The 25,310-nt window shown below is 62.3% G+C and carries 21 protein-coding genes; 9 read left to right on the top strand and 12 right to left on the bottom strand.

Annotated elements, in window-relative coordinates; all coding sequences use genetic code 11:
• Positions 1-49 precede the first annotated feature (49 nt).
• The gene (locus ACSH0F_RS01280) at positions 50-1,696 is read left to right on the top strand and encodes a family 43 glycosylhydrolase (RefSeq protein ID WP_435199148.1); all 1,647 of its coding nucleotides are present in this window, start codon (positions 50-52) and stop codon (positions 1,694-1,696) included.
• 12 nt (positions 1,697-1,708) lie between these two features.
• Here ACSH0F_RS01280 and ACSH0F_RS01275 read toward each other — a convergent pair whose 3' ends face one another.
• The 3 genes from ACSH0F_RS01275 to ACSH0F_RS01265 are packed head-to-tail and all read right to left on the bottom strand — an operon-like array spanning position 1,709 to position 6,205.
• Positions 1,709-2,743, bottom strand: a complete 1,035-nt coding sequence (locus ACSH0F_RS01275) for a glycoside hydrolase family 5 protein (RefSeq protein ID WP_435199146.1) — start codon at positions 2,741-2,743, stop codon at positions 1,709-1,711.
• Between the two features lie 43 nt (positions 2,744-2,786).
• Positions 2,787-3,806 (bottom strand): cupin-like domain-containing protein, encoded by a 1,020-nt coding sequence (locus tag ACSH0F_RS01270; protein ID WP_435199144.1) that lies wholly within the window; start codon positions 3,804-3,806, stop codon positions 2,787-2,789.
• Positions 3,803-6,205: a glycoside hydrolase family 3 N-terminal domain-containing protein gene (locus ACSH0F_RS01265; RefSeq protein ID WP_435199142.1), complete on the bottom strand. Its 2,403-nt coding sequence runs from the start codon at positions 6,203-6,205 to the stop codon at positions 3,803-3,805. The genes ACSH0F_RS01270 and ACSH0F_RS01265 overlap by 4 nt, the downstream gene beginning before the upstream one ends.
• Positions 6,206-6,568: 363 nt before the next feature.
• On the opposite strand from ACSH0F_RS01265, the gene bglX reads away from it, so the two are divergent.
• Genes bglX through ACSH0F_RS01250 form a run of 3 tightly spaced genes read left to right on the top strand, consistent with a single transcriptional unit; the run spans position 6,569 to position 12,661 of the window.
• Positions 6,569-8,854 (top strand): beta-glucosidase BglX, encoded by a 2,286-nt coding sequence (gene bglX / locus ACSH0F_RS01260; RefSeq protein WP_435199140.1) that lies wholly within the window; start codon positions 6,569-6,571, stop codon positions 8,852-8,854.
• Positions 8,855-8,856: 2 nt separating this feature from the next.
• Positions 8,857-11,664: a TIM-barrel domain-containing protein gene (locus ACSH0F_RS01255; RefSeq protein WP_435199138.1), complete on the top strand. Its 2,808-nt coding sequence runs from the start codon at positions 8,857-8,859 to the stop codon at positions 11,662-11,664.
• A 1-nt stretch (position 11,665) separates the two neighbouring features.
• Entirely contained in the window at positions 11,666-12,661 is a 996-nt protein-coding gene (locus ACSH0F_RS01250) for a family 43 glycosylhydrolase (RefSeq protein WP_435199136.1), read from the top strand.
• Positions 12,662-12,852: 191 nt separating this feature from the next.
• On the opposite strand, the gene ACSH0F_RS01245 is transcribed toward ACSH0F_RS01250, so the two are convergent.
• Positions 12,853-14,043, bottom strand: coding sequence for a Gfo/Idh/MocA family protein (locus ACSH0F_RS01245; RefSeq protein ID WP_435199134.1), 1,191 nt, complete (start codon positions 14,041-14,043; stop codon positions 12,853-12,855).
• A gap of 110 nt (positions 14,044-14,153) precedes the next feature.
• Between ACSH0F_RS01245 and ACSH0F_RS01240 the strand changes: the two genes are divergently transcribed.
• Positions 14,154-15,023 carry an ROK family protein gene (locus ACSH0F_RS01240; RefSeq protein WP_435199132.1) on the top strand — a complete coding sequence of 290 codons (870 nt, stop codon included), beginning with the start codon at positions 14,154-14,156 and terminating at the stop codon, positions 15,021-15,023.
• Here ACSH0F_RS01240 and ACSH0F_RS01235 read toward each other — a convergent pair.
• The gene (locus ACSH0F_RS01235) at positions 15,020-15,778 is read right to left on the bottom strand and encodes a Stf0 family sulfotransferase (protein ID WP_435199130.1); all 759 of its coding nucleotides are present in this window, start codon (positions 15,776-15,778) and stop codon (positions 15,020-15,022) included. The genes ACSH0F_RS01240 and ACSH0F_RS01235 overlap by 4 nt on opposite strands.
• Before the next feature lie 444 nt (positions 15,779-16,222).
• On the opposite strand from ACSH0F_RS01235, the gene ACSH0F_RS01230 reads away from it, so the two are divergent.
• Entirely contained in the window at positions 16,223-16,984 is a 762-nt protein-coding gene (locus ACSH0F_RS01230; protein WP_435199128.1) for a Crp/Fnr family transcriptional regulator, read from the top strand.
• Here the strand turns inward: ACSH0F_RS01230 and ACSH0F_RS01225 are convergent.
• On the bottom strand, positions 16,921-18,000 hold the full coding sequence (locus tag ACSH0F_RS01225) for a glycosyltransferase family 4 protein (RefSeq protein WP_435199126.1): 1,080 nt from the start codon (positions 17,998-18,000) through the stop codon (positions 16,921-16,923). The genes ACSH0F_RS01230 and ACSH0F_RS01225 overlap by 64 nt on opposite strands.
• A gap of 80 nt (positions 18,001-18,080) precedes the next feature.
• Between ACSH0F_RS01225 and ACSH0F_RS01220 the strand changes: the two genes are divergently transcribed.
• Together ACSH0F_RS01220 and ACSH0F_RS01215 are read left to right on the top strand one after the other, a co-directional pair.
• Positions 18,081-20,123 (top strand): HAD-IIB family hydrolase, encoded by a 2,043-nt coding sequence (locus tag ACSH0F_RS01220; RefSeq protein WP_435199124.1) that lies wholly within the window; start codon positions 18,081-18,083, stop codon positions 20,121-20,123.
• Positions 20,120-21,007, top strand: coding sequence for a glycosyltransferase family 2 protein (locus tag ACSH0F_RS01215; RefSeq protein ID WP_435199122.1), 888 nt, complete (start codon positions 20,120-20,122; stop codon positions 21,005-21,007). Before ACSH0F_RS01220 ends, ACSH0F_RS01215 begins: the two co-directional genes overlap by 4 nt.
• On the opposite strand, the gene ACSH0F_RS01210 is transcribed toward ACSH0F_RS01215, so the two are convergent.
• From ACSH0F_RS01210 to gntA, 6 genes are read right to left on the bottom strand one after another with little or no spacing between them, the layout of a single operon-like run.
• Positions 21,000-22,103: a glycosyltransferase gene (locus tag ACSH0F_RS01210; RefSeq protein WP_435199120.1), complete on the bottom strand. Its 1,104-nt coding sequence runs from the start codon at positions 22,101-22,103 to the stop codon at positions 21,000-21,002. The two genes, ACSH0F_RS01215 and ACSH0F_RS01210, sit on opposite strands and share 8 nt — an antisense overlap.
• Positions 22,100-22,345, bottom strand: coding sequence for a hypothetical protein (locus ACSH0F_RS01205; protein ID WP_435199118.1), 246 nt, complete (start codon positions 22,343-22,345; stop codon positions 22,100-22,102). Before ACSH0F_RS01205 ends, ACSH0F_RS01210 begins: the two co-directional genes overlap by 4 nt.
• A gap of 35 nt (positions 22,346-22,380) precedes the next feature.
• Positions 22,381-22,872, bottom strand: a complete 492-nt coding sequence (locus ACSH0F_RS01200) for a hypothetical protein (RefSeq protein WP_435199116.1) — start codon at positions 22,870-22,872, stop codon at positions 22,381-22,383.
• Positions 22,869-23,153 (bottom strand): hypothetical protein, encoded by a 285-nt coding sequence (locus ACSH0F_RS01195; RefSeq protein WP_435199114.1) that lies wholly within the window; start codon positions 23,151-23,153, stop codon positions 22,869-22,871. The genes ACSH0F_RS01200 and ACSH0F_RS01195 overlap by 4 nt, the downstream gene beginning before the upstream one ends.
• Before the next feature lies 1 nt (position 23,154).
• Entirely contained in the window at positions 23,155-23,733 is a 579-nt protein-coding gene (locus ACSH0F_RS01190; protein WP_435199112.1) for a DUF1989 domain-containing protein, read from the bottom strand.
• Entirely contained in the window at positions 23,730-24,437 is a 708-nt protein-coding gene (gene gntA / locus ACSH0F_RS01185; protein WP_435200509.1) for a guanitoxin biosynthesis heme-dependent pre-guanitoxin N-hydroxylase GntA, read from the bottom strand. The genes ACSH0F_RS01190 and gntA overlap by 4 nt, the downstream gene beginning before the upstream one ends.
• A gap of 113 nt (positions 24,438-24,550) precedes the next feature.
• On the opposite strand from gntA, the gene ACSH0F_RS01180 reads away from it, so the two are divergent.
• Positions 24,551-25,294 (top strand): hypothetical protein, encoded by a 744-nt coding sequence (locus tag ACSH0F_RS01180; protein ID WP_435199110.1) that lies wholly within the window; start codon positions 24,551-24,553, stop codon positions 25,292-25,294.
• The last annotated feature ends 16 nt before the right edge of the window (positions 25,295-25,310 follow it).

Here is a 25,310-nt window from a genome sequence, read left to right as displayed (position 1 = left end):
AAAGCAATAGCGATGGGACAAGCCCAAACAGGCGAGAGGATTGATGAAGATGAAGGCAAGACGGACCCTGCTGGCGGGGCTCGCGCTCTCGGCGCTGACTCCGGGTGCGGCTCAGGGGCAGCCGATCGCCAGTTTCGACTATTTGGCGTACGAAGCCGTCGATTCCGACAGGCGCCAGACGGACAAATCCTACAGCAATCCGGTCATTCCCGGATTCCACCCTGATCCTTCGCTCGTGAGGGTGGGCGAGGACTTCTACGCTGTCACATCCACATTCAGCTGGTTCCCGGGCTTACCGGTTCTCCACAGCACCGATCTCGTGAACTGGCGACAGATCGGCAATGCGATCAACCGCCCGAGCCAGGTCGATTTCGGCGGTCTTGGCACCAATCGCGGCCTGTTCGCTCCGGCAATCACGTTCCACGACGGACTGTTCTGGATCGTTAATACCTGCATCGAATGCGGTAACAATTTTGTCATCACGGCCAAGGATCCAGCGGGACCATGGAGCGATCCCAAGTGGCTCGATTTCGGTGGAATCGATCCCTCGCTCTATTTCGCGGACGATGGCACGGCGTGGATCGTCTACAACGATGCGCCTCCCGGAGAGCCGCTGTATGAGGGGCATCGCGCGATCTGGATGCAGCAGTTCGATCCTGAGGCGATGCAGGTCATGCCGGAACGTACGCTGCTGGTGAACGGCGGCGTCGATCTTTCGACCGAACCTGTCTGGGCCGAAGGGCCGCATATCTATCGTGTAGACGGCTGGTATTATCTTCTGACGGCAGAGGGTGGAACCGCGGACCAGCATTCGCAAACGATCTATCGCTCGCGCGAATTGCAGGGTCCGTACGAGCCCGGACCGTTCAATCCGATCCTCACGCAGCGGGACTTGCCCGCCGACCGGCAGGATCGCGTGGAGGCTACCGGACATGCCGATATCGTGAAGCTCGATGATGGCAGCTGGTGGGGCTTGTTCCTTGCAACGCGCCCCTTCGCCGGACAATCCACTCTCCTCGGGCGGGAAACCTTTCTCCTGCCGCTCGAATGGATCGATGGCTGGCCCCGCTTCCTCGACCGCGGCCAACCGGTGCCGATAAAAACGGGCCGGCCAAACCTACCGCCCGCGGAGCCGGTCGATTACGACAGCTGGCGGGAAGACTTCATTTCGCCGCTCGGCCCGGAATGGATCGGTTTGCGTACGCCCGGCTACATACAGGACATCATGGTCGGAAATGGATCGCTACACATGATTTCGGGGCCGAATGCGGCAGGTGGCCTGGAAAGACCGGCGTTCGTCGGACGGCGCGTGCGCCACCATTCTGCCGATTTCACCTCCAGAGTCGATTTCCAGCCCACCGGTGACAGCGACTTTGCCGGGCTGCTCGCGCTGATGGACGAGGCTCATTTCCTTGCCACAGGGATCGAGGGCGAACGTTTGGTAATTCGGCTGCGTACCGATCCCTCGCAGGACGAGCAGGGCGAGATAGTCGCGGAGCAGCCGCTGACACGCGAGGGACCTGTGGAATTCAAATTGGCCTTACGTGCCGGCGAGGCACGGGTTTTTTGGCGCACCGCCGGGGAAGACAGTTGGCAGCGGCTTGGCGAGGCGATCGATGTCGAACCGCTCGCCTCGGTCCATGCGGGGCTTTTCACCGGCCTGGTCGTCGGACCCTATGCCTATTCTAAGCCATGACTGTATCTGCTGTCACTCAGGCTCGCTTAGTCCGATTGCGCCTAGCAGGCCGGGTTGCCAGCGTTCTTCATCCAGATCGTAGAACGGGAAGGTGTTGGCATAAGCCCACATGCACATGCCGATCCCGGTCGGGGCGAAGGCTTCGGCAATCGTCCGGTGATAGGCAACCCGATCCTCGAGGGAGATATGCGCGTCGTAAGCGCCGACTTCGCCCATGAAGGGCACTTTCCCCGTACGCGCTTTGTAGGCCTCGATTGCCAGCACATCTTTCGCGAGCTTGGCTGCATCGTCATGCGTGGGGAAGGTCCGGCCCACAGGCGGGATATCCGGCGCGGTCCAGCTTGCACCTTGGTGAGTGTATGGAAACGGATCGTAATAGTGAAAGGTCGGATGGACATTCGGATCGTCGAAAAGCGGCAGCGTCGCGAGTGAATCGATCCCGCTCCAGTTCTCACCGCCGATAATAACGGCACGGTTCGGATGTAGCGCGCGGACGGCCTCGAAGGATGGAGCGAGCGTTTCGAGCAGGTTCGAATGGTCGAAATTCTTGTGCGGTTCGTTCTCCAGCTCGAACCATAGCGTATCCTCCGGATAGCCCGCGAAGCGCTCCGCGATCTGCTGCCACACCCCGCCATGCCAATCCGCCACGGCGAGCGGCGTTTCGTGAATGGGGTCGAAATGGTGGCTGTTGAGGATCACGTTGAGGTCTGAGGACAGTGCCCAGTCGACGATCTGCTGAACCCGGTCCATCCAGGCATTATCGATGGTGTAGGGGGCTTCGCTGCTGGACTTGTTGTGCCAGCGCACGGGAATGCGCACTGTCTCGAATCCTGCCGCCGCGATCCGCTCGAAATCGGACTTTCTCGCAGGCGCGCCGCCCCAAGCCCCCTCGGTCTCTGGCTCCAGCGTATTGCCGAGATTGATGCAGGTGCCGACCGGTAGGGGGTCGACCGTTCCTGCGTTGGTGGAGGCTTGCTGCGCCGAAACCGGCGCAGGTAACGCCGCGATCGACACAGCAAGCGCTGTCGCGAAACCGAAGGACTGCATTCTTTTGTCTCCCATGTCTGGCCGTATTGACGGCGATTTTTTCTCAAGTCGAAGAAAGAACCTGCAAGATGAACCTTCGCATTTGTTCATCGCGCTCAGGCGACGCCGGACCATTCACGCCGCGGGCATGCAGCGGAAGATGATCCGCAGCTGTCGCCGACCCGGCCCCGAAAACGAAATGGTCGAACCAGACCCGCCATGCTTCCTTCTGCGCCTCGCTCTGTTCGCGTATGGCGAGCATGGCGTGTACCAGCGCCAGAAATCCGCCCCCTCGCGATGCGTCGTTGTGCCAGTAATTGACCAGGATATTGAGGGGCGCGTCGGCCGTGACATGGTGCCACCAGAGGGTCGGGATGTAGATCGCATCGCCCGGTTCGAGATCGGCGAATTGCCCCTTCGCCTCTGCCGCCTCGTATTTCGGAAAGCGCTGCCGGTCCGGCGCGAGTGGATCGACCATGCTGACAGGCTGTCCCGCCAGCGTGATGTTGAGCGGACCGACATAGAGATCGGGAGTCGCTTCGGGCGGGAATAACGTAAACCGGCGCTTGCCCAAAGCGACGACCGCGATGTTGTCGGAAAGATCGAAGTGCGTTGCGACCTGCGTTGCATTGCCCAGCCAGATCCGTGCGACCGCTTCCATGTCGTCTACCAGCGGCAAAGGATGTCGTTCGGCGAAGCCCGGCAAATGACGCACCGTCTCGGCTGCACCGGCATACATCGCCAGGGGCTCCGACATGAACGCGAGTTCGCGCAAGCGCTCGACGAGATGGGACAGGGAAGCCTGTTTACGGCTGAAATTGAAACCGCGCATGTCCGGACCGAAGAAGAACCGTCCCTTTTCGCTTGGCGGAGCGATCATTACATCCGTCGGAATTCCGCTATCCATCTCCTCGACCATCTGGAGCGTCGCATTGGCATCCGCCCTGCCCGCCTTTACGATCTCCCAGTCATCCGCGATGGCCCGCATCACGACAGGCCTGAAAGCCGGACGGATTTCATCCTCGAAGTGCTGCGCGTCGAAGCGCGTGATCTCGTCAACGGGTCGTATGGCGCACCCGATCAATCACAGGGAAGTGTCACCTCTGCATCCGTTCCAAGCCGAACCTCTCCGATCGCGAAATCGGCAGCGCCTTCGGTCTGGAGGACGAATGGCTGGGTTAAAGAGGTGACATCCGCACCCTTCGACCGCAGGCATTTGAGCGATATGCCATAGCGTACGAAGTCGGGCGTCTCCGGCATCGCGAAATCTGCGAAGCCGCGACTGTCTTGACCGATCGCGCCGATGCGTGCGCTGTCGGGCGCATCCCACACCTTCATGGTCACCAGCAGGAGAATGTCCGCATTGGTTTCGCGATTGATGTCCACGGGTTCGAAATTGCGCAGCTGAACACTGGCCATGCCCCCATCGATGGCGAAGCGACGCGCGCCTTCCTGTACCAGATAGTTCTCCGCCGTGACACGAGCACGACCGCCGAGAGCCTCCGCCGGAACCGTCGTGATCCGGGTCTGGTCGCCCGTGGTCTCACCGGCGACAAGCAGCGACCAGCGCGCAGCCGGGGAGCCGGCGCTGAACCACAGACGACTGTCTCCGGCGAGAGTGCTAGCATCGACTTCGGGAAGCTCCGCCCATTGGCTAATCGGGTCTGCGTACGACAGCCCATAGCCGTAATCGTAAAGGGTCCCGTCGCTCATCAAGGTAGCCAACGGCCATGCGGCCGGCAGCCTCCCGGTAAAATCGTAGCGCGGGTTGCCCTGCCGGTCGCCTACAAGGACGTCGGCAATGCCGCCCCCTTCGCTGCCCGGAAGCCAGGCCACGACGAATGCGTCGGCATCGTTGAGCGCCGGATTGACGTAAAGCGGGCGACCCGTGATCATCACGGCCACTACCGGGATGCCCTGGGCTTTCAGTTTTTCAATGGTCTCGAACGGCGTGGTAAGCTCCGGGTCGAGCACGAGTGCCGCACGGTCGCCCTGGAATTCCGCATAGGGCGTCTCGCCGAAGACCACGACTGCGGCGTCGGGCCTTGTCGTGAAGCTGCCGTCGGGCGACAGCTCGGCGCTTCCTCCTGCGGCCTCCACGGCCTGCGACAGGCCTCCGAAAATAGAGGTCGCGCCGGGGAAATGGCTGTTGTCCACGCCGGTGCCTTGCCAGGTGAGCGTCCACCCGCCCGACTGACGCGCGATGTCGTCGGCACCCTGACCGGCAACAAGCAGGCGACCGCCCGGTGCCAGCGGCAGCACGCCACTGTTCTTGAGCAGGACCAGCGACTTGCGCACGGCGTCACGCGCAACCTCGCGGTGTTCGGGGGCGCCGAGGAGCTCATATTCGCCGGAATAGGGGCGGTCGGAGGGCTTGCCCGCCTCGAACAATCCGAGACGGCCCTTCACGCGCAGGATTTGGGTCACCGCATCGTCGATCCGCGTCATCGGCAGCGTCCCGGCCCGCGCCCGTGCGAGCAGATCTTCGTAGATCGGTTTCCAGGTGTCCGGTGCCATGTACATGTCGATCCCGGCCGTCAGCGCCTGCGGGCAGCTTTCGTTGGTGCAGCCGGCCACCTGGCCGTGCGCATTCCAGTCCGAGACGACGAAGCCCCCGAAATCCATGCGGTCCTTGAGAACACCGGTAACCAGCGACTTATTGCCGGTCATCTTCTTGCCCTGCCAGCTGGAGAAGCTGACCATGACGGTCGAGACACCTTCTGCGATGGCGGGACCATAAGGTAATCCGTGAATATCGCGCAGTTCCTCTTCGCTGATCGAACTATCGCCCTGGTCGACCCCGTTATCTGTCCCGCCATCGGCGAGGAAATGCTTGGTCGAGGCGATCACGTAGGGGCCGGCCAGCAGATTATCGTTGCTTGGCGGGCCCTGTAGTCCGCGGACCATAGCGCCGACATAGGACGCTACCAGCTCCGGATCGGACGAGTAGCCTTCGTAGGCGCGCCCCCAGCGGAAATCCTGGGGCACGGCAACTGTGGGCGCGAAAGTCCATTCCTGGCCCGTCACGCGGATTTCCTTCGCGGTCACCTCGCCGATCTTCTCGATCAGAGCGGGGTCGCGCGCGGCGCCGAGCCCGATATTGTGCGGAAAGATGGTCGCGCCGATGATGTTCGAGTGACCGTGGACCGCGTCGGTCCCCCAGACGATCGGGACGCCAACACCGCCGTCGGTAGTGTCCACCGAAGCCTCGTAAAAATCGTCGGCTGCCTTCAGCCAGTCAGGTGCAGGAGAGAGATCATTGCCGTTGGGTCCACTGTTGCCGCCGACCAGGATGGAGCCAAGGTTATAGGCCCTGACGTCTTCCGGAGTGACGCAGCACAGGTCCGCCTGAACCAATTGGCCGATCTTCTCCTCGAGCGTCATGCGCGCCAGCAGTTCGGCGATACGGGCCTCGTCATCTGGCTGTAGGGGGACCGGATAGTCATAGGCGGGCCAGATTTCGGGGTTGGCAACGCCCGCCATCTCCCCGACATGTTCGGACTGGGACGCCGGTGCGGTTGGCGCGTCCAGCGTAGCCGCGGTTGCGCATCCCGCAAGGGCTGCGCCTGCACAAAGCGATACCCAAACACGACTAGACCAGCAGTTCATACGTCCTCCCCAGTCGGGTAATCCCAAACCCGAAATTCAGCCTCACTCTTTGTGAGCGCTATCATTGTGCTATGCAAAGCTCAGAGGGGAGTCAATTGTCAGGCCTTGCATTTCGTGAACGGCCTACGGTAGCAATCCCGAAAAGTCCTGCGCCAGACGGGATATATTGGTGGGTGAGGGGGAAAGTTCTTGATCGGACCTAAGATGATATCGCTACCATTCACTTGTGCAGCGGCGATGGTAGTTGGTTTTTCGGCGGCGCAGGCGCAGGCGCAGGCGCAGAACGCCGACCACCGTCAGGCGCAAGTTGAAGGCGCATCCCACACCGATATCGACGCGTTTCTGAAGCTAATGACGCGGGCCGAAAAAGTCGGACAGCTAGTACAGCGGATGGGTGGCCGCTCCAAAGCCTTGAATTCGCGTCTTGGTCCCGAGGAACTGGACCGGGTCCGCAGGGGAGAGGTCGGCTCCTATCTCCATGTCGCGGGTGCCGGACCACTGCGGGAACTACAGCGGGTTGCAATCGAGGAAAGCCGGCTGGGCATCCCGCTGTTGTTCTCGATGGATGTCGTCCATGGGTATCGCACGATCTTCCCGGTGCCGCTCGCAATGGCGGCGAACTGGAATCCCGACGCGGCGCGTCTGCACGCGGAGATCGCCGCGCGAGAAGCAAGTGCGGCCGGATTACACTGGACCTTCGCCCCGATGGTCGACATCGCGCGCGACCCGCGCTGGGGCCGCATCGTCGAGGGGGCGGGGGAGGACGCTTATCTCGGCAGCAGGATGGCCGAGGCGCAGGTGCGAGGCTTTCAGGGCGGCGACCTGTCCGCCCGTGATACCATCATGGCCGGGACCAAGCACTTCGGCGCTTACGGAGCAGCCGAAGGTGGGCGGGACTATGCGGGCGCGGAGGCGGGCGAGCGCAGCATGCGCGAGGTCTATTTGCCGCCTTTCCGTGCCGCGGCAAACGCGGGAACTGCCAGCTATATGACCGCCTTCAATGCTGTCGACGGCGTACCCACGACCGGCAACGCGGCCTTGCTGCGCTCCATGTTGCGCGACGAATGGGGCTGGGACGGGCTGCTACTGTCGGATTGGCGCGCGGTCGAGGAGCTGATGGCGCATGGCGTGGCGCGCGATCGTCTGGGTGCCGCAACATTGGCCCTGCGCGCGAGCGTCGACATGGACATGGTCGCAGACGTCTATGCCGAGGATCTGGTCGCCGCGCTGGAGTCGGATCCATCGCTCGAGCCCCTGCTCGACGAAGCGGTCCGGCGCATCCTCAAGGTGAAACGCGATCTCGGCCTGTTCGACGATCCCTACAAATATCACGATTCCGCGCGCGAAACCGAGGTCATGCTGACTGCAGCGCACCGCGATGCGGCGCGGCGTATCGCCGAGCAATCGATCGTTCTGTTGAAGAACGAGCGCCAAGTGCTGCCGCTTGCTCGGGACGCCGGGCGCATCGCGCTGGTGGGCGCGCTGGCCGATGACGCGCTCTCCCAACTCGGCTCGTGGCGCGCCCGGGGCGATGCCGCCGACGTCGTGACGCTTCGCGCTGCGCTGGAAGCGGCACACCCCGACGTAGTCTATGCCAGCGGAGCTGCCAGTCGTTCCGACGATGAGAGCGGCATCGCAGAAGCCGTGCGCGCCGCCGAAAATGCCGATATGGTGGTGCTGGCCATCGGCGAGGATTACGACTGTTCGGGTGAGGCGCGCAGTCGGTCCTCGCTCGAGCTCCCCGGCGCGCAGCAGGCGTTGTTCGATGCTCTCGAGGCGACTGGCAAACCCGTGGTCGTCGTGCTGACGGGCGGCCGCCCGCTCGCCATTCCCGAGGTGACGGAGCGGGCCGACGCTGTGCTTGCAGCCTGGCTACTGGGGGTGGAAGCTGGTCCGGCCATCGTGAACACGCTGTTTGGCGCGAACAATCCCGGCGGCAAGCTACCGGTAAGTTTTCCCCGTGCGACGGGGCAGGTACCGGTGAATTACGACCACCTGCCGAGCGGACGGCCCGCGGATCCCGATCTGTCGAAGGATACGGCACGTTATATGGATGCTCCGGTCACGCCGCTCTACGCTTTCGGTCACGGCCTGAGCTATACGAATTTCGACTATGGCGAGGTGCGGCTGTCCGCTGCCCAGATCCCGGCGCAGGGCGGCGCGATCTCGGTCACCATTCCGGTCACCAATACGGGGCCTGTGGCCGGTGACGAAGTGGTGCAGCTCTATATGCGCGATCCCGTCGCCAGCGTATCCCGGCCGGTCCAGCAATTGCGCGCCTTCGCTCGCATAGCCCTCGACGCCGGTGAGCGCCGCGAGGTCATGTTCACGCTCACATCGGATCAATTCGCGTTATGGAGCCTCGATGACGACTGGCTGATCGAGCCTGGCACGATCGAACTGATGGTCGGCAGCTCATCCGATGATATCCGCAAGCGCATATCGTTCGAGATTGCGGGGACGGCCACGGGGAGCATCGCGCCAGCGGCCATCGCCAGCGGCGTGTCGGTATCGGGAGAGTGACCATGGCGCGCAGGATTCTCTTCGCACTGACCGCGCTGCTAACCACTCCCGCCTTTGCGGGCCAGGCCGAGCAGGTCGCGCATGGAATGATCGTGACCACCGATGCCGGCGAGAAGGTCCGCGTGCTTGCCTATGCCGATGGCACGTTCCGCGTGACGGTGGCCGACGAGCTGCCCGAGGGTCGACCGACGACGATGGTGGTCGCCGAGCCGGACGGATCATCCGTTTTTTCTCAAGATGGAGAGACTGCATATCTCCGCAGCGGCGGGGGCTCGGCTGCAGTAAGCCTCGATGACGGTCGCCTGACCGTATACGATCGCGGCGGCAAGATCCTGCTCGACGAACACGCTCCCGCCCGCAGGATCGATCCGGTCGAGATCGAAGGCCAGCAGTGGTTCGAAACGCGGGTCCAGTTCAATCGCGGCACCGACGAGGGGCTTTACGGGCTCGGCCAGCATCAAAACCGGCAGATGAACTACAATGGCGAGGATCTCGAGCTCGCCCAGCACAATATGGCGATCACCGTACCCTACATGGTCTCGACCAAGGGCTATGGGATATTATGGGACAATGCGTCGATCACGCGCGTGGGCGATCCGGAGCCATACGAGAAGCTCGCTCTCGATTGGCAGGCGCAGTATTACCTCGGCGACCGGCTGGTGCTGGACCGTTTGGAGCGGACCATCGACTACCAGTATCTGAAAGATCAGGAGCGCTGGCCGGAGGAAGCCGATGTTGCGGTCGAAGCAGCGACGACCGGTCAGAATACGCAAGGCAATGCAGTCGAAACGCAGCGGGTCGTCTGGACCGGTAGCTTCACGCCGCAAGCAGCGGGGACGCACAAGTTCCGGCTCTATTCTTCGTCCTATGTGAAGGTTTTCGCGGGTGACGAGCTGGTGCTCGACCGCTGGCGGCAGAACTGGAATCCATGGTACCACAATTTCGAACTCGATCTTGCTAGGGGCCAGCCGATCGAGCTGCGGATCGAGTGGGAGCCCAACCAGGGCTACATCGCACTCGAACATGCCGATCCTCTGCCATCGATGGATCGCAATTCGGTGAGCTTCGCCAGCGAGGCGGGCAAGGCGATCGACTATTACGTGGTGCAGGCACCGACAATGGACGAAGGCATCGCCGGATACCGCCGACTGACAGGCAAGGCTCCGATGATGCCGCGCTGGGCTTACGGTTTCTGGCAGTCGCGCCAGCGCTACAATACGCAGGCCGAACTGGAAGATGTGTTCCAGGCCTATCGCGACCAGCGCATTCCAATCGATAATATTGTGCAGGACTGGTTCTATTGGCCCGAGGATAGCTGGGGCTGCCACTGCTTCGATCCCGAGCGCTTTCCCGACCCAACCGCCATGGTGGAAAAAGTACACGAGCTCGACGGCCGGATCATGATTTCGGTCTGGCCCAAGTTTTATCCCACGACCGAAAACGCCCGGGAACTGCGCGACAAAGGCTATCTTTACGAACGGCCGCTGGAAGCGGAGCAGCTCGATTGGGTCGGGCAGGGCTACCCCAATACTTTTTACGATCCCTACAGCGCCGAGGCGCGCGAGATCTACTGGCGCCAAATGGCAGAAACACTCGCTCCGCTCGGATTCGATGCGTGGTGGATGGATGCGACCGAGCCCGATTGGCATTCCAACCTCTCAGTCGAGGAGCGCAAAGACCAGATGACTTCGCCCGCGACCGGTGTGCCGGGTGCCGCGATCTTCAATTCCTATCCGCTCGTCCATGCTCAAGGCGTTTTCGAAGGGCTGCGGAAGGATAAGCCCGGGAAGCGACCGTTTATCCTCACCCGCAGCGGCTTCGGCGGTGTGCAACGTACATCCTCTGCGCTCTGGTCCGGCGATGTCGCGGCGCGATGGGATGATCTGCGCGACCAGATCAGCGCCGGGCTCAACCTGAGCGTCGCGGGCGTGCCGAACTGGACGCACGACATCGGAGGTTTCGCGCTGGAGGATCGGTTCAGTCGGCAGGATCCCGAACACGTCCCCGAGTGGCGCGAACTCTATCTCCGCTGGTTCCAGTTCGGGGCCTTTACCCCGCTGTTCCGCAGCCATGGCGAGTTTCCTCAACGCGAGACCTACATCGTAAGCGAGAGCGATCCCGCCATGCGCGAAGGGCTGATCTACTATCATCGCCTGCGTTATCGCTTGATGCCCTACATCTACACCGTAGCCGCTGGCACCCATTTCGAAGATGGCACGATAATGCGCCCGCTGGTGATGGATTTCGAGAACGACCGGACAGTTTGGGGCATCGACGACCAGTATCTGTTCGGGCCATCCCTGATGGCTGCACCGGTAAGCGAATTCGAGGCTCGAGAGCGAGAGGTTTACCTGCCTGCCGGAGCGGACTGGTATGATGCGCTGAGCGGACGCAAATTTGCGGGTGGACAAAGAATTGTCGCCTCGGCGGCGCGAGAACGGTTGCCGCTCTACGTGCGCGCGGGAGCGATCGTCCCGGCAGGGCCGGATGTGCAATGGACCGGCGAAAATCCGCAAGGGCCGCTGACGCTACATGTCTTCGCGGGATCGGACGGCAGCTTCACGCTCTACGAGGACGAGGGTACCGACATGGGTTATATCGATGGCGAGCATGCCCAGATACCGATGCGCTGGAACGACGAAGCGCGGACGCTCACCATCGGCGAGCGGAAAGGAGACTTTCCCGGTATGCAGGAAACACGTGCGCTCAAGATCGTGCTGCATGACGGAAGCTGGACCGGCGATCTCTTCGAACGGCGATCCGGGCAGGAAATCGTCTATTCCGGTCAAGCCGTAGAGCTGGCATTCTGATATGCAGTCCAGACTCTCAAATCTGATCGTCGCGATGCTGCTGCTGGGTGGGTGTAACGATACGCTCCAGAAGGCATCCTTCGACTACACGGGCAATCCCATCGTGCGGGACCGTTTTACCGCCGATCCTGCCCCTTTGGTCGTGGGCGACACGCTCTATCTTTATGTTGGCCACGACGAAGCCTCCGGCGATCAGATGTTCAACATCACCGAATGGCTGGCCTATTCGACCCGCGACATGCGTGAATGGACGCCTCATGGTCCGGTCATGACGCCGACCGATTTTTCGTGGGCAATCCGCGATGCCTGGGCGAGCCAGGTGCATGAGAAGAACGGCAGATACTGGTTCTATACCGCGGTTGAACACGATCCTGCGCAGGGCTCGCGCGGCAAGGCGATCGGGGTCGCAGTTGCGGACAATCCGCTGGGACCGTTCCGCGACGCCAAGGGCAGTGCGCTCGTCCGCAACGAGGACACCGACGGCCCGCACCACTGGGACGATATAGACCCGACCGCCTGGACCGATCCGGATGGACAAAGCTGGCTGATCTGGGGCAACGGCAATTGCTATATCGCGCCTCTGTCCGAAGACATGATCAGCTTTTCAGGGCCGATCAGGACCATCGAACTGCCGGACTTCGAAGAAGGACCATGGGTCTTCAAACGCGGTGATCTGTATTATCTGATTTATGCCAGTCGCGACGAAGCGATCCATCCGGATGAGCGAATTTCCTACGCGACGGCGCCCGCCATTACCGGCCCCTGGACGTGGAGGGGCGAGGTGACCGGACCGGCAGCGAACAGTTTCACAATCCATCCCGGTGTCGCGCAGTTCAAAGATGAGTGGTACCTGTTCTACCACATCGGCACCTTGAATATCGGCGACCAAGCCGGCGGGCTGGGTCGCAGGGCGGTCGCCGTCGAACGGCTGCGATTCGACGGAGAGGGAAGGATTCTTCCAGTCGCACAAACACAAGCGGGAATCCTTCGCCCCTAGCCCATCACCAATGTTCACACTGTACCATCCTCGATGCGGGCGATGGGAACCTGCGCCGGCCTGTAAGGATATTTCGCAGCCAGCTTCTCGTCGATACCGGTTCCATGACCGGGCGCTTCATCGCAGTCGAGTGTTCCGGCGGATATTCTGGTCCAGGCCTTGCGAACTTGCGCGGCCAAGCTGTTCGCCCGCTAGACCGGGATGTCTACCTTCACCACTGCGCCACCCTGATCGGCACTGGCATAGCACGCTTCCATGATGCGCATGTCGCGCAGGCCCATTTCGCCTGGCGTGCGCAGTTCCATCGCGCCGCGTGCTGCCAGAGAGAAACCGTCAACTTGCGCAGCGAACTGGCTCATCGCATCCCCTGCCTGATAGGTGCGCGGGGCCGAGCCGCCGCTCTCCAATGTAATCTGGTTGAACCCGTAAGTCGTCGCAGGCTGCAGTTCGATACTGGCCTCGCTTCCGAAATAGCGCTGGCGCGAAACGTAGGGGCTCCAGCAATAGGAAGACGATCCCTGTACGTTGATGCCGCTCGCCATGGTCAGGCGGTAATCGATGGCCCCTTCGACCTCGGTAAAGCGAGGGTCGCCCTCTGGCGTGGCATAAGCCGCCGACACCCCTGTCACCCGGTCGCCCGGAAGCATCATCAGCGAAGTGTTGATGCCGTAGATGCCGATATCCCACAGCGAGCCTCCGCCGCCCAGCGCCTTCTCGAGACGCCATTTGTGCGGCGGGTAGTCGGGATTGGCGGAAAAGCCGTGCTCGGCCGAGATGAAGCGCATCGTCCCGAGCGTGCCGCCGCGCACCTGGCCCAGGACATGGACATTGTTCGGTTCGAAATGGACGCGGTATGCGACGCCCAGCTTGCGCTGCGCTTCGGCTGCCGCGCGGACCATGGCTTCGGCTTCCTTCGCGCTCGCGGCCATCGGCTTTTCGCACAGCACATGCTTACCTGCTTTAAGCGCGCGGATGGTATATTCGGCATGCAGACCCACCGGGAGGACGATATAGACACAATCGATCTCCGGATCTTCGGCGATGGAGTCGAAACTGGAGTAGTCATAATGGCGCCCGACACCGTACCGCTCGCCCAAAGTCTGCGCCTTGTCCGAATTGCCCGACACGAAAGCGGTCATGCGCGAATGGCGCGCATTGGCGAAACCGGGAATGACCTGTCCCACGCCGAATGTGCCGAGACCGACTATCGCCCAGCCCATCCGCTTGCGGGGCTCTTCGGGGAGGTCGGGATTGCCCATCAGCGGCTGACCTTCGGCGGTCTGCGCGGCCGCGCTACCCGCTGCGAACAGTGCTGCGGCGCTGGCCCCTCCGACCAGTGTCTCGCGCCGTGTGGGATGTCTGCGCTTGCCGGTCTTCTCCATAATGCCTTGCCCTTCGTTGCCCTCCAAACCGCTATGGCAAACATCGAGGCGGGAGACTAGGATGGCAGGGCCGAGGAAGAGGGGGACGGAAGATCGCTGAGCAGGCCGGATTGCTGGGCGGTATCGAAGCGGGCGGGACCAAGTTCGTGCTCGCGGCTGGCAGATCGCCCGCCGATATCGCCGCGCGCCACGTCATTCCTACGAGCGATCCTACAAATACCTTGCGGGAAGCGGCAGACTGGTTCCGAGCGCAAGGCGCTCTCGCATCGCTCGGCATAGCCAGCTTCGGTCCGGTAGACCTTGACCCTGGATCGCTCACCTGGGGCCATATCACCTCGACGCCAAAGCCGGGCTGGAGGAATTGCGATATTGCGGGTTTCTTCGCCCAAACGCTGTCCTGCCCGATCGGCTTCGATACCGATGTCAATGCTGCTGCGCTCGCAGAATGGCGCGCGAGGGGAGCTTCGCGGCAGGCCTCGCTGGCCTATGTGACCGTGGGAACGGGTATCGGCGGCGGCGTGGTTGCAGGTGGCGAAATTTTCGGCAGGCCTACCCATCCCGAGGTCGGACATATCCGCGTGGCCCGGCATGAAGCCGATGGAGAGTTCGCAGGCAGCTGCCCCTATCATGGCGATTGCTTGGAGGGGCTTGTCAGCGGCCCTGCCATTGTGGCGCGCTGGGGCAGACGGCTCGATGAGTTGCAGGACGAAGGCACGCGGGAGGTGGTGGCCCATTACCTTGGCCAGCTATGCTTGGCGATCTTCTCGTTCTCGGCAGTGGAGCGAGTGGTGATGGGCGGCGGGGTCATGGAAACCCCGGGCCTGCTCGAACGTGTCCGCGATAGTTTCGCAAAGCTCGACAATTGCTACCTGCCCGGTGGGGTCGAGAGGAAGATAGAAGGTCCCGCGCTTGGCGAGCGTTCGGGCATTACCGGAGCGCTGGTGCTGGCCGAAAACGTCCTCTCGCAGCAGGACGATTAATCGCTGCCACCCTCATATTGCTGGCGCCATTCGCGCGCTCCCGATTGCGACTGCTGCCTGATCCTGGGCACTTCTATCTCCGCTGCCGGGTCGAGCGCGACCGACAGATAGTCCGCCACCGCTGCTACTGCATCCGTGGGAGAGGCGACCACATCTTCGTACCACAGTACTAGTGGCGTGATGCCCATCTCACGGCACATCTGTGCCCAGGCTTCGTCCTGCGCAGCGAGTTCGCGGCGGGCCCGCTTCACCATATGTGCCGAATAGATAGGGTCCGAGTCTTCCCCGCGTTCCTGCTCTGCGCGCCAGATCCCCGACAGGCTTGCTCGGGCCAAGGAGATTGCGTGCGCGATTTCGTCTCTGCGTCGCAATTGCACCACCCGGCTTCCCGGCCCTTTCCCGAGAAGGAAGCGCATGGTTCTTGTGAGAAGCGAAAGGTTCTGGCTGCCCAAGACCTCCATCTGGAGCGGGAAGGCCTTCATCCCGAAAATGCCGTTGGGCGAGGTCCGGTGTGCGACGACATGCTCCCAGACAGCAGCCTGCCGGTCCGGCAAGCCGCTAGCAGAGCCGAAGGGGCCGGTGGCTTCGAAGTTCAGATATTCCAGCGGAGCTCCGAGGCAGCCTGTCTGCCATAGCAGATGGCTGAGGAATGTGCTGCCGCTCCTAGGCGTTGTCGCGAGCAAATAGGGTTTGGGTTGACCTTGATAAAGTGGCCAATCCAGCGTCTTTTCATAACCGGTCACAATAGGGCTCATGGAATCCCTTCATAGTGGGCAGTAGGCGCCTGCGCACCCTCTGTAATTTGGTTCGTTCCCGGAGTAGGTTGCAGCACAAGAAACGCGTCTATTGCAAAAGAGCTGAGGCTTCGGTCTCTCGAGCAGCTGCCAATCTGGCTGTGCGGTTCGTCCGTGCCGCTCCCCGGTCACTCCAACACAGCGTCAATTCTAATCCCTCGCCGCAGGGAGCGTTCGGGTCCAGATCGACGCTGGTGTAGCTTCGCCACCGATCGGCCAGACAACCCCAAGGGAGCTGTGTCCGGTCAGTCAGCTTATTCGCATTATCGCAACTACAGGGAAATGTTCGTCCGTCGTGCGGTCCGGTGCCGGGGTTTAACACTTGTCTATGGTCCGAGAAACCACGCTTGAACGGACCTCGTGTCTTGGTTAGTCGAAAATTCAGCGACAAACCTGGAAACTGCATTGCACACCGAACTTTTTCTCAAAGGCCGCCTGCGGCACGAACTGGCTGCTCAAGAAAAGACCTGGCTCGAAGAAGCGGTCCGTCGCACTATCTGGCTCGAACCGCGGCAAACTCTGGTCGAGCGTGGAGAGCGGATCGAGCATTCCTATTATATCATCGAAGGGACCGTGCTTCGCCACCGCGACGATCGGAAGGGTGAGCGGCAACTGGTCGGGTTGAATATTCCCGGCGACTTCGTCGATTTGCACGGCTTCCCGATGAAGCGGCTGGATCATAATACGACGGCACTAGGGCGCGTTCACCTTGCCGAGGTCCCCCATTCGGCCATTGCCAAGCTGGTCGATCGATCAGGCCATCTAGCCCGCGCACTGTGGTTCTCCACCTTGCTGGATGCAGCCATGCACCGCGAATGGATCTTCCGCCTCGGACGGCTCAATGCGGAAGGGCGAATCGCCCACCTCGTTTGCGAGATCATCGAACGGCTCAAGTTCGTCGGCCTGTATGACGGTCGCAATCTGCCGGTACCATTGCTGCAGCGCGATTATGCGGAGGCGTGCGGCATCACGCCGGTCCATGCCAATCGCAGCTTTCGTATCCTGAAGGAACGCGGCGTGCTGGAACCGCATGGCGAAGGACGGATCGAGATTTTGGACGAGGCCGAGCTGAAACGGCTCGGCGAGTTTTGCGGCGACTATCTCTACGGCGAAGGCATGCTGGCACTGGATTCTTTCGAGGACCGGGACGAACAGGCCTCGCGGTAAAGCGACAGCGTCTCGCGCGCCATTCGCTGGGCAGAAAACCGTTCTTCGAACCGGTGGCGGATGGTTGACCGGTCAAGCTGCAGTACTTCGTCCATCCTACCGATTGCTTCGGCAACGCTATCGACGACGATACCTGTTACCCCGTCCTCGATCACTTCGGGGACGCTCCCCTGTCGCCATGCGATTACAGGCGTCCCGCATGCCATCGCCTCGATCATCACCAGGCCGAAAGGTTCGGGCCAGTCGATGGGGAATACCAGCGCGGCTGCCTTACCCAGATAGCCCTGCTTTTGCGCATCGTCGACACTCCCGACATGCCTGATCCGATTGTCCAGTGCGGGCAGTACGACCTCCTCGAAATAACCGGGGTTGCCTGGATCGACGGGACCGGCGAGGCGCAAGTCCCGGCCGGTTGCGCGCGCGAGTTCTATCGCGCGATCGGGCCGCTTCTGGTCCGTCATCCGACCGAGGAATGCGAGGTAGCCCCCCGATCCATCGCCCGCCCGATATCGCCCTGTGGGCATCCCGTGATGCACAACGCCTGCCAAACTGCCGACCGGCACTGCCCCTGCCTGCGCATTCGATATCGCGATGATCCGCTCTTGCGGGAATGCGCGAAAATGCTCGACGTGATCCGGCTCGTCGGCGCGCCAGTGGATCGTGCGGAACGCCGGGATGCCGAGCGCGCTGGCCGCAGCGCTCGCATGGGCCGAGCCGTGCAGATGAACGACATCGTGCGCTCCGCCATGGGTCAGCACGTCACGCAGCAATTGCGCCTCCAGCACCGCAGGCAGGCCCGGTGGGGCGGAACCCCCTTGCTGCTCGTGCCAGGATAGCGAACGGTAGTCGCCCACGTGCCGCACATCCGGAAGCGTGCAATCGGCCGGGCCGAACAGGGTGACCTCGTGACCGTCCTCGACCTGCGCGGCGGCAAGGTCCGCGATGACCCTTTCGGTGCCGCCGTAAGTGACGGGCGGGACCGAGTGAATGACTGGCGCGACGTGGGCTATACGCATGAAAGCAACATTTATCACCTTGATTGTCAGGAACTTGGAACAGCCACGAGCATCGGTACCCGCAGATCCGGAGCCCGTCGATGTTTGTTTGTCATATTGCCCTGCAGGGCTGCCTCACACTGTCCGATGTGCCCTATGGCATCAACGCCGATACCGGTGGCCACATCACCTATCTGCTCGAACTGGCCTGCGCGAGTGCGCGCGATCCGGCCATCGACCGTATCGATATCGTGACCCGTGGCTTTGCCGATGCGAAGCTGGGCATGCGCTTCGATGCGCAATGCGCAGAGGTGCAAGGCAAGATACGGCTCGTCCGGTTGGATGATGGCGACCCGTCATACCTGCCCAAAGAAGCCCTGCACGAGCGACACGAAGAGCTGTGCGAGGCGTTTCTCGCTTACCTGAACGATCTCGATCGCAAGCCCGACATCATCCATGCCCATTATGCCGATGCCGGCATCCTGGCCCGTAAGGCGAAGGAAGAGCTCGATATCACCTACGTCTTTACCGGCCACTCGCTTGGGGCGGTCAAGCGCGAAGTCAATGGCGGGGCCGACGCAAGCCTGCATACGCGGATAGCTGTCGAAGAGCGGGCACTGGCTCTTGCCGACGCCGTAATAGCAAGCTCGCGCGACGAGGCGGAAGCACAATACGCTCACTACGACAGCATCGAAGCGGGTCGCATCCGCGTGATCCCGCCGGGATGCGACCTGACCCGGTTCGAAAGCGCGCAACCCACCGACAAAGTGCGGGCGGATCTGGCGCATTTCCTGCGCGATCCGGCCAAACCCATGCTGCTCGCCATCGCCCGGCCCGTTCGCAAGAAGAACCTGCTCGGTCTGGTAGAGGCCTACGCCGGGGATCCGAAGTTGCAGGACGCCGCCAATCTGGTGATCGTCGCAGGCTGCCGCTCGCTGCTCGGCGATCTGGAAAACGAATGCCGCGAGGTGATGCAGGAGCTGATCGAGGCGGTCGACCGACACGATCTATACGGCAAGGTCGCCTATCCCAAGCATCACGACCCCGCCGACATCCCCGCCTATTATGCCTTGGCGCGCGAGAGCGGTGGCGTATTCGTGAACCCCGCCCTCAACGAACCTTTCGGCCTGACGCTGCTGGAAGCAGCCGCGTCGCGCCTGCCGGTGGTCGCCACGGACAGCGGCGGCCCGAACGATATTGTGGAACGGTGCAGCAACGGCGAACTCGTTTGCCCGCGCGATCCGCAGGCGATTGCCACCGCTTGCCGGGACATCGTGACGGACAGGCGCAAGTGGGTACGCTACGCCACTGCGGGTGTGGAAGCGGTTGCAGCCTACGACTGGACGGCTCACCGCGGCCAGTATCATCGCCTTCTGCATGAATTGACCGGCCCGCTGGAACGAGCACCGCACTGGGACCGGATCCTGATCTGCGATATCGACAACACCCTGCTGGGTGATCGGGAAGCCTTGCGCGAATTCCTCGCCTGGCAGGCGGAACAGTCGGGCCATATCGCGCTCGGCATCGCGACCGGGCGCAGTTTCCACAGCGCGCAAGCAATCCTTGCGGCGGAAGGCGTACCGACACCCGACGTCATCATTAGCAGCGTGGGCACTCGCATACACTGGTACGACCGGGACGAACGCTGTTTCTCGGAAGACGAAGGCTGGCGACGCCGGGTGGAAAACGCCTGGCAGGAAAATACGGTCCGCGAGACTACGGATACACTCGGGCTGCGGCAGCAGGCTTTGCTGGAACAGCACAGTGGCAAAGCCAGCTTCTTCATAGACCAGCACGATCCCGAAGACATCCGCCGCGCGTTCCGGAAAGCCGGCCTGCGCGTGGAGATCGTGGCCAGCCATGGTCGGTATCTGGATATCCTGTCCGAAGGTGCCGGCAAGGGGCCGGCGGTCGTCCATGTGGCGGATGAGCTCTCGCTGACCCAGTCGCGTGTCGTGGTCGCAGGGGACAGCGGGAATGACCTGACCATGCTGCGCGCCTGTCCATTCCCGATCGTGGTCGGCAATGCGAGCGACGGGTTGGCGCAGGATCCGTCGCTGTCCCATGCCTATTGGGCGAAAGGGTGCTACGCTGCCGGCGTGCTGGAAGGCGTCCGGCACTACCAGGCGCAAGGCAGCTGGTGAGTACCTATCGATCCGTTTCGGTGCTCACGCTGGTGCGCGGGCGCCAGCAGCATCTCGATCACCTGATTGCAGGCCTCGAGGCCCAGACCTTCCCGCCAGACGAACTCGTTGTCGCCTACATGCAGGACGAACCGCCGCGAATCGAAACCGGCGGACGCTTCCTTGTCCGCTGTGTGCAGGTACCGGGCGATCCCATGCCGCTCGCCGCCGCGCGAAACCGTGCTGCGGAACTGGCGGAGGGAGATGTTCTGGCTTTCCTCGACATCGATTGCATTCCCGATCCTGAATTCGTGCGCCGCGCGGCGGAAGCACATGTGCACGACGGCGAGGGCGTGTTCCTGCCCGAAGTGCGGTACCTGCCCGGGCGCGACGACGGCTGGCTCACCTCCGACGGGGCACCGGATTACGACCTGCTGGCCAGCACTGGCGTGCGCCATCCGAGCAAGCGCCCCCTCGATGAATCCTCCGTCGATCCGATCGCGGATTTCGGAGAACTCTGGGGGCTGGCCTTCATCATGTCCTCGCAGACCTGGGCTGAGGCTGGCGGAATGGATGAGGATTACATCGGCTACGGTGCCGAAGAGACGGATTTGGGCCAGCGGCTGAAGCGGGCAGGCGCGCGCATGTACTGGCTGGGCGGGACGATCTGCTTCCACCAGCACCACCATGTTCACAAGCCGCCCTTGCAGCATTTCGATACCATCATCCGCAATGCCCGGCTCTATCGCAGCCGGTGGGGGGAGTGGTGCATGCAGTACTGGCTGGACGATTTCGAGCGGCGCGGACTGGTGAAGCGGTCCGAAACACGCCTCGAGGTGGTGCGTCAGCCCACAACTAGCGAGATTGCGGATACCCGGCAGGGTGCCGACGTGCTGTTCAGCTGACCGCCCACAGGCGGGTTGCCTGTTCCTCCAGCCAGTGCGCGGCCTTCCGCGCGGCATCATCGTCATGCAGCGATGCAAGAACGCCGGCATCCAGCGCGTCGGTCTCGGATAGCGCGCGCTGCCATTCGGGGATCGAGGCGGGCCAGGTCTCCCGATAAGTCGCCGCGCCCAGGCGCTCCAACTCTCTCGCCTTGGCCTGCTGCTCGTCGAAATACCGCCATTCCGGGATGCACAGGAACGGCTTGGCCGCCCGGGCGATCTCGTGGACCGTATTGTCGCCGGCCGAAGCAATCACGCGGTCGGCGGCGCACAGGTAATCGGTCAGATTGTCGATCCAGCCTAGCTCTTGGAGGTTGCCGAAATCGGTTTCGTGCCCTTCGCGGTGTACCGGTCCGGCGACCAGCCATTGCGTTTCCGGCTCCGCCCGCGCGGCGACCGTGAGCGGGGCGTAAGGCGTACCCGATCCTCCGCCACCGGCGATTACCAGCGTCATGGTCCTGTCTTCGGGCAAGCCGAGCATGGCGCGCGCCTTTCCTTTATCGAGCAAGGGTGCGCGGGTGGTGCACAAGCCGCCCGTGTAAAAGGTGCGATCGCGAAGGCGCGGCGGGTAGCTCGCCTGCTCCATCCGCTCGTCGAACGGGGCCAGCATGGCGACACAGGCTTCGTAGCCCGCGACATGACCGACATCCTCACGGTCACCATGCATCCTGATAGTCACGGCCGGCACACTCATGATGCGCGACAACAGGGCGATCTCCGCCGAAACGTCGATGACGAACAGCGCCGGGTCGGCCTTCCGCAGCGTTTCTGCAATCGACCCCATGTGCTGGCGCATTTCCTCCACGCCGAGCGGGACGCAGTGCATCACCTCCGGCGTCGGCTGGTCGTGCAGCGCCGGACTGCGCGAGGGCGCACCGATCATGTTCGGCAGCTCGACCATGGTCGCATCGCGCGGCCGGTCATCGAACTGCGAGGGCGCTGCCGTCATGATCGTGACCGGCCGATCGTCCGGGATATGCTCCAGGATAGCCATGATCCGGTTGGCATGACCGCGGCCCTGATGGTGCGCGAAAAAGGCCAGTGGGCGCTTGTTCATTCCTGTTCCTTCGATTCCTCCTGCTGGCCACTATCCCGCGCTGGATTGACGATACGGCCGGCAGTCCAGTTTTCGCTGAGCCGAACCTTGGGATTGGGGGCGCACCAGATTTCGCCGGTCGCATCGATCGCGGTGATCCAGATAAGATTGTGCTCCAACCCGTAGTCGATGACCGCAAAGGCGAGCCCGGCGCCGCGATCAATGACGTGCACGGGAAGCGGAGGGTTCAGCTGGGTGAACATGTCAGGGGTTCCGTCTGCCTGAAGGAGGGCTGCCTCTAGACATCGTCGTGCGGCGTGAGCTTGGCGATCAGCGACCGGACGGTGCCGAACAGCATGGTGACCATGGCGACAAGTCCAGCACTGAGGACCACCACGATCCAGTACAGAACCTTGAAGAGCATCGGAAACCAGTTTTCCGGCACGTCGTCGAATTCGCCGATCGGCATCGTCATCAGGAGCAGCATGACGACGGCACCGCCCAGGAGGACGGTCGACATTACCGCAATGCGGTAAATCTGCTTGTACATCCGGACGTCGAACTCCGCATCGGCGCGCCTCACCAGACCGAGCAAGGTCAGCATCAGGGCAAGCGTCGTGGCCGCGCTTCCGGCAATGGCACTGCCGAGATAAAGTGCCGGGCTGGATAACGCCGAGATCATCTCGCGCGCTTCGAGCGAGGAGTAAATCGCACCCGAAGCGAAGTGTCCGGCCAGCCCGACAAGCAGGATGATGCCGGCCGAACTGATGGTCAGCGCGGTGTGTTTCATGCCGCGTCTCCAGCCTCGTTTGCGGGCTGCTTGCGTTCGCCTTTTTGCGGGCCGAGATAGCGATACACGCCCCACAAATTGATTAGCAGCAGGGCGATATTCTGCCAGCCGATCCCTTCGGCATCGTCGCTGAGGAAGCCCCAGGCCGTCAGCGCCAGCGAAGACGTGACGAAGAGCACGAAGGCCCATCCCGTCACCCGCGAGCTGACATTCGTCGCCACGACCAGCGCTGCAACCACGGCGGCGATGGCGCCGTACCATTCGAGGAAATCCAACAGCATTTCAGTTGCTCACATCGTAATCGATCGGTTTGAAAGTGCCGCCGTTCGAAGCATAAGCCGCGCACGCGGTGAGCCCGATCACGAGGTCCATCTCGGCCCGGAATCGGGTGAAGGTGCCCGGCGGAGACTGCGGCGGATCGACCGAAAGCGTGCCGTCGCCGGCGACCGGTACGTTCATGAATACGTTGAAGGCGGTGGGTATGTCGTCGGGACCGACGCCATATGGCTCCAGCGCTTCGGCCAGATTTCCGAAACAGCCGCGATGGACCGGCTTGTCCGGGTAGAAGTGGCGGAACGTGTCCTTCGAACAGGGCGTAAGGAGGAAGTCGTGCGCGGGTGCCGTATCTTCCAGAATGGTGAGCATGGGGTTCGACCGGTTCGACCAAAGCCGCGCGCCGGTGGTCAGCATGATCCGTTCTTCGTAGTCGAACGTCCTCCCGTTGGAGAGGATCTCCGCCGGATCGGCCCGCGACACGGCCAGGAGGTCGCTGACTTGCCCGCCCTCGGGATCGGTCACGGTCAGCACCTGCCCTTTCGACAATTCGAAGGCGGTTCCGGTGCGGGGTTCGATGCGGGTCATTTGCCGCTCCTCGGGTCGGAAAAGGGGCAGCGCCAGTCATCGCCGACGACGCGCCCGCTGTACTGCCGCGCCTCGCTCGTCGTGCCGTGCCGCGAAAGCATGGGGTTGATGGATCCGTCCAGCGCCATGTCGCGCTTCAGGATCGTCTCGCGCATGCGCTCGTATCTTTGCGAAGCGCGCAGGGCTTCGAACTGGTCGTGCAGATTGAAAACAAGGGTCGGATGCGGCATTCGCCGTGCGGCACGCGAAGCGTTGGGATGCATGCCGACCACGAAATAGGCCTCGCCGCCGAAGCTTAGAGAGAAATGCGGATCGCTCGGATCGCTGCTAACGTCCGGGTCGTAGTCCAGCCCGCGCCAATCATCCTTGGCAGCAAGCGAATTCAGCCGCTCCCACATCGCTTTCTCGAACGCCGCTTCATCCAGATCGTCGGGTCCCGAGAACACTACGGCGAGGCTGCGCAGACCATCAGGATCACTGGCGTAATCTTCGCTCCAGTCGAGCAAGGCGTCATGGATTTCGATATCGTTCCATGCGCTGGTCAGCGAACGGGCGGAGAGCACCTTGAGCCTGCCGGTCGCCAGAGCCGACTTCGCGCCGACACAGGGGAAGCCGTCCTCGGCAATATGCGCGCGCAGGACATCGGCCAGCGAAGCCTCGCCGTCGGTTGCATCAGCGTCGGTGTCGATGTCGATCTCTCCCATCATGATCGTACAGACGTTCGGGCAGGGAAAGCGTTGCTGCAATTTAACATGGATCATGCGGAAAGCCCGTGCGCATCACGGTAAGGGCCTCGCTCCCTACTCGGAGACATGTCTTGGCTATCGCGAAATTCAGGCGCTTTCAGGTCTATGGCCAGCGGTGCAGCGGCACCAACGCCCTGATCAAATTGCTCGAACGGAATCTGGATGAGCTACAGTTTACCGAAGACTTCGGCTTCAAGCACTGGCTCGTCCCCGAAGAGGTCGAGATTCCCGGCGATGTCTTTGTCGTCGTAATCGCGCGGCAGGTCGACCAGTGGCTGCGCAGCCTGCACGCCAAGCCGTGGCACGCGCATCCGGAACTCAAGCAGATGGACTTCGGCGAGTTTATCAGGGCCAAATGGCGCAGTGTGTGGGACGAAGATTTCTGGGGTATCGACAAACAACACCCGAAGTTCGGACAGCCGATCGAGGAAGAGCTCTGTCCGCAAACCGGATCGCCGTTTCCCAATGCCATCGCGATGCGCACCGCCAAATTGCGCCACTGGTCAGACGTGGCATCACGTGCGACCGGGCATGCACTGGTATCTCATTCCGAGCTTGTTATCCGGCCGGAGAGATTGATCGAGCGACTGGCTGCAGCGGCCAGACTGGAAAAACGTAGAGAATTCGTGCCGGTGACCACTTACAAGGGCCAGAATTCGAGCTCGTTCGTCCCCACGGAATATCCGCCCGTCCACGCCGCGGATGCTGCGTTCATCGCGCGTTATCTGGACCAGTCAGTCGAAAGCCAGTTCGCTTTGGGCCCTCTCCCGCATGGTACGGGTAATACCAGGACCGCTCGTCTCGCTAGTTCCTGAGCGGTCGCGAATATAT

This window comes from Qipengyuania sp. 902 (assembly GCF_051195295.1).
In the GTDB taxonomy this organism is placed as follows: Bacteria; Pseudomonadota; Alphaproteobacteria; order Sphingomonadales; family Sphingomonadaceae; genus Qipengyuania.
This window is presented reverse-complemented; position numbering and strand designations above follow the sequence as displayed.

What these genes read in the sequence shown, in the direction of transcription:
- ACSH0F_RS01220 (WP_435199124.1), top strand. Translation starts at nt 18,081, where the DNA reads ATGTTTGTTTGTCATATTGCCCTGCAGGGCTGCCTCACACTGTCCGAT.
- ACSH0F_RS01250 (WP_435199136.1), top strand. Translation starts at nt 11,666, where the DNA reads ATGCAGTCCAGACTCTCAAATCTGATCGTCGCGATGCTGCTGCTGGGT.
- bglX (WP_435199140.1), top strand. Translation starts at nt 6,569, where the DNA reads ATGGTAGTTGGTTTTTCGGCGGCGCAGGCGCAGGCGCAGGCGCAGAAC.
- ACSH0F_RS01210 (WP_435199120.1), bottom strand. Translation starts at nt 22,103, where the DNA reads ATGAACAAGCGCCCACTGGCCTTTTTCGCGCACCATCAGGGCCGCGGT.
- ACSH0F_RS01195 (WP_435199114.1), bottom strand. Translation starts at nt 23,153, where the DNA reads ATGCTGTTGGATTTCCTCGAATGGTACGGCGCCATCGCCGCCGTGGTT.
- ACSH0F_RS01235 (WP_435199130.1), bottom strand. Translation starts at nt 15,778, where the DNA reads ATGAGCCCTATTGTGACCGGTTATGAAAAGACGCTGGATTGGCCACTT.
- ACSH0F_RS01275 (WP_435199146.1), bottom strand. Translation starts at nt 2,743, where the DNA reads ATGCAGTCCTTCGGTTTCGCGACAGCGCTTGCTGTGTCGATCGCGGCG.
- ACSH0F_RS01225 (WP_435199126.1), bottom strand. Translation starts at nt 18,000, where the DNA reads ATGCGTATAGCCCACGTCGCGCCAGTCATTCACTCGGTCCCGCCCGTC.
- ACSH0F_RS01265 (WP_435199142.1), bottom strand. Translation starts at nt 6,205, where the DNA reads ATGGCGGGCGTTGCCAACCCCGAAATCTGGCCCGCCTATGACTATCCG.
- ACSH0F_RS01205 (WP_435199118.1), bottom strand. Translation starts at nt 22,345, where the DNA reads ATGTTCACCCAGCTGAACCCTCCGCTTCCCGTGCACGTCATTGATCGC.
- ACSH0F_RS01280 (WP_435199148.1), top strand. Translation starts at nt 50, where the DNA reads ATGAAGGCAAGACGGACCCTGCTGGCGGGGCTCGCGCTCTCGGCGCTG.
- gntA (WP_435200509.1), bottom strand. Translation starts at nt 24,437, where the DNA reads ATGGGAGAGATCGACATCGACACCGACGCTGATGCAACCGACGGCGAG.
- ACSH0F_RS01190 (WP_435199112.1), bottom strand. Translation starts at nt 23,733, where the DNA reads ATGACCCGCATCGAACCCCGCACCGGAACCGCCTTCGAATTGTCGAAA.
- ACSH0F_RS01200 (WP_435199116.1), bottom strand. Translation starts at nt 22,872, where the DNA reads ATGAAACACACCGCGCTGACCATCAGTTCGGCCGGCATCATCCTGCTT.
- ACSH0F_RS01255 (WP_435199138.1), top strand. Translation starts at nt 8,857, where the DNA reads ATGGCGCGCAGGATTCTCTTCGCACTGACCGCGCTGCTAACCACTCCC.
- ACSH0F_RS01245 (WP_435199134.1), bottom strand. Translation starts at nt 14,043, where the DNA reads ATGGAGAAGACCGGCAAGCGCAGACATCCCACACGGCGCGAGACACTG.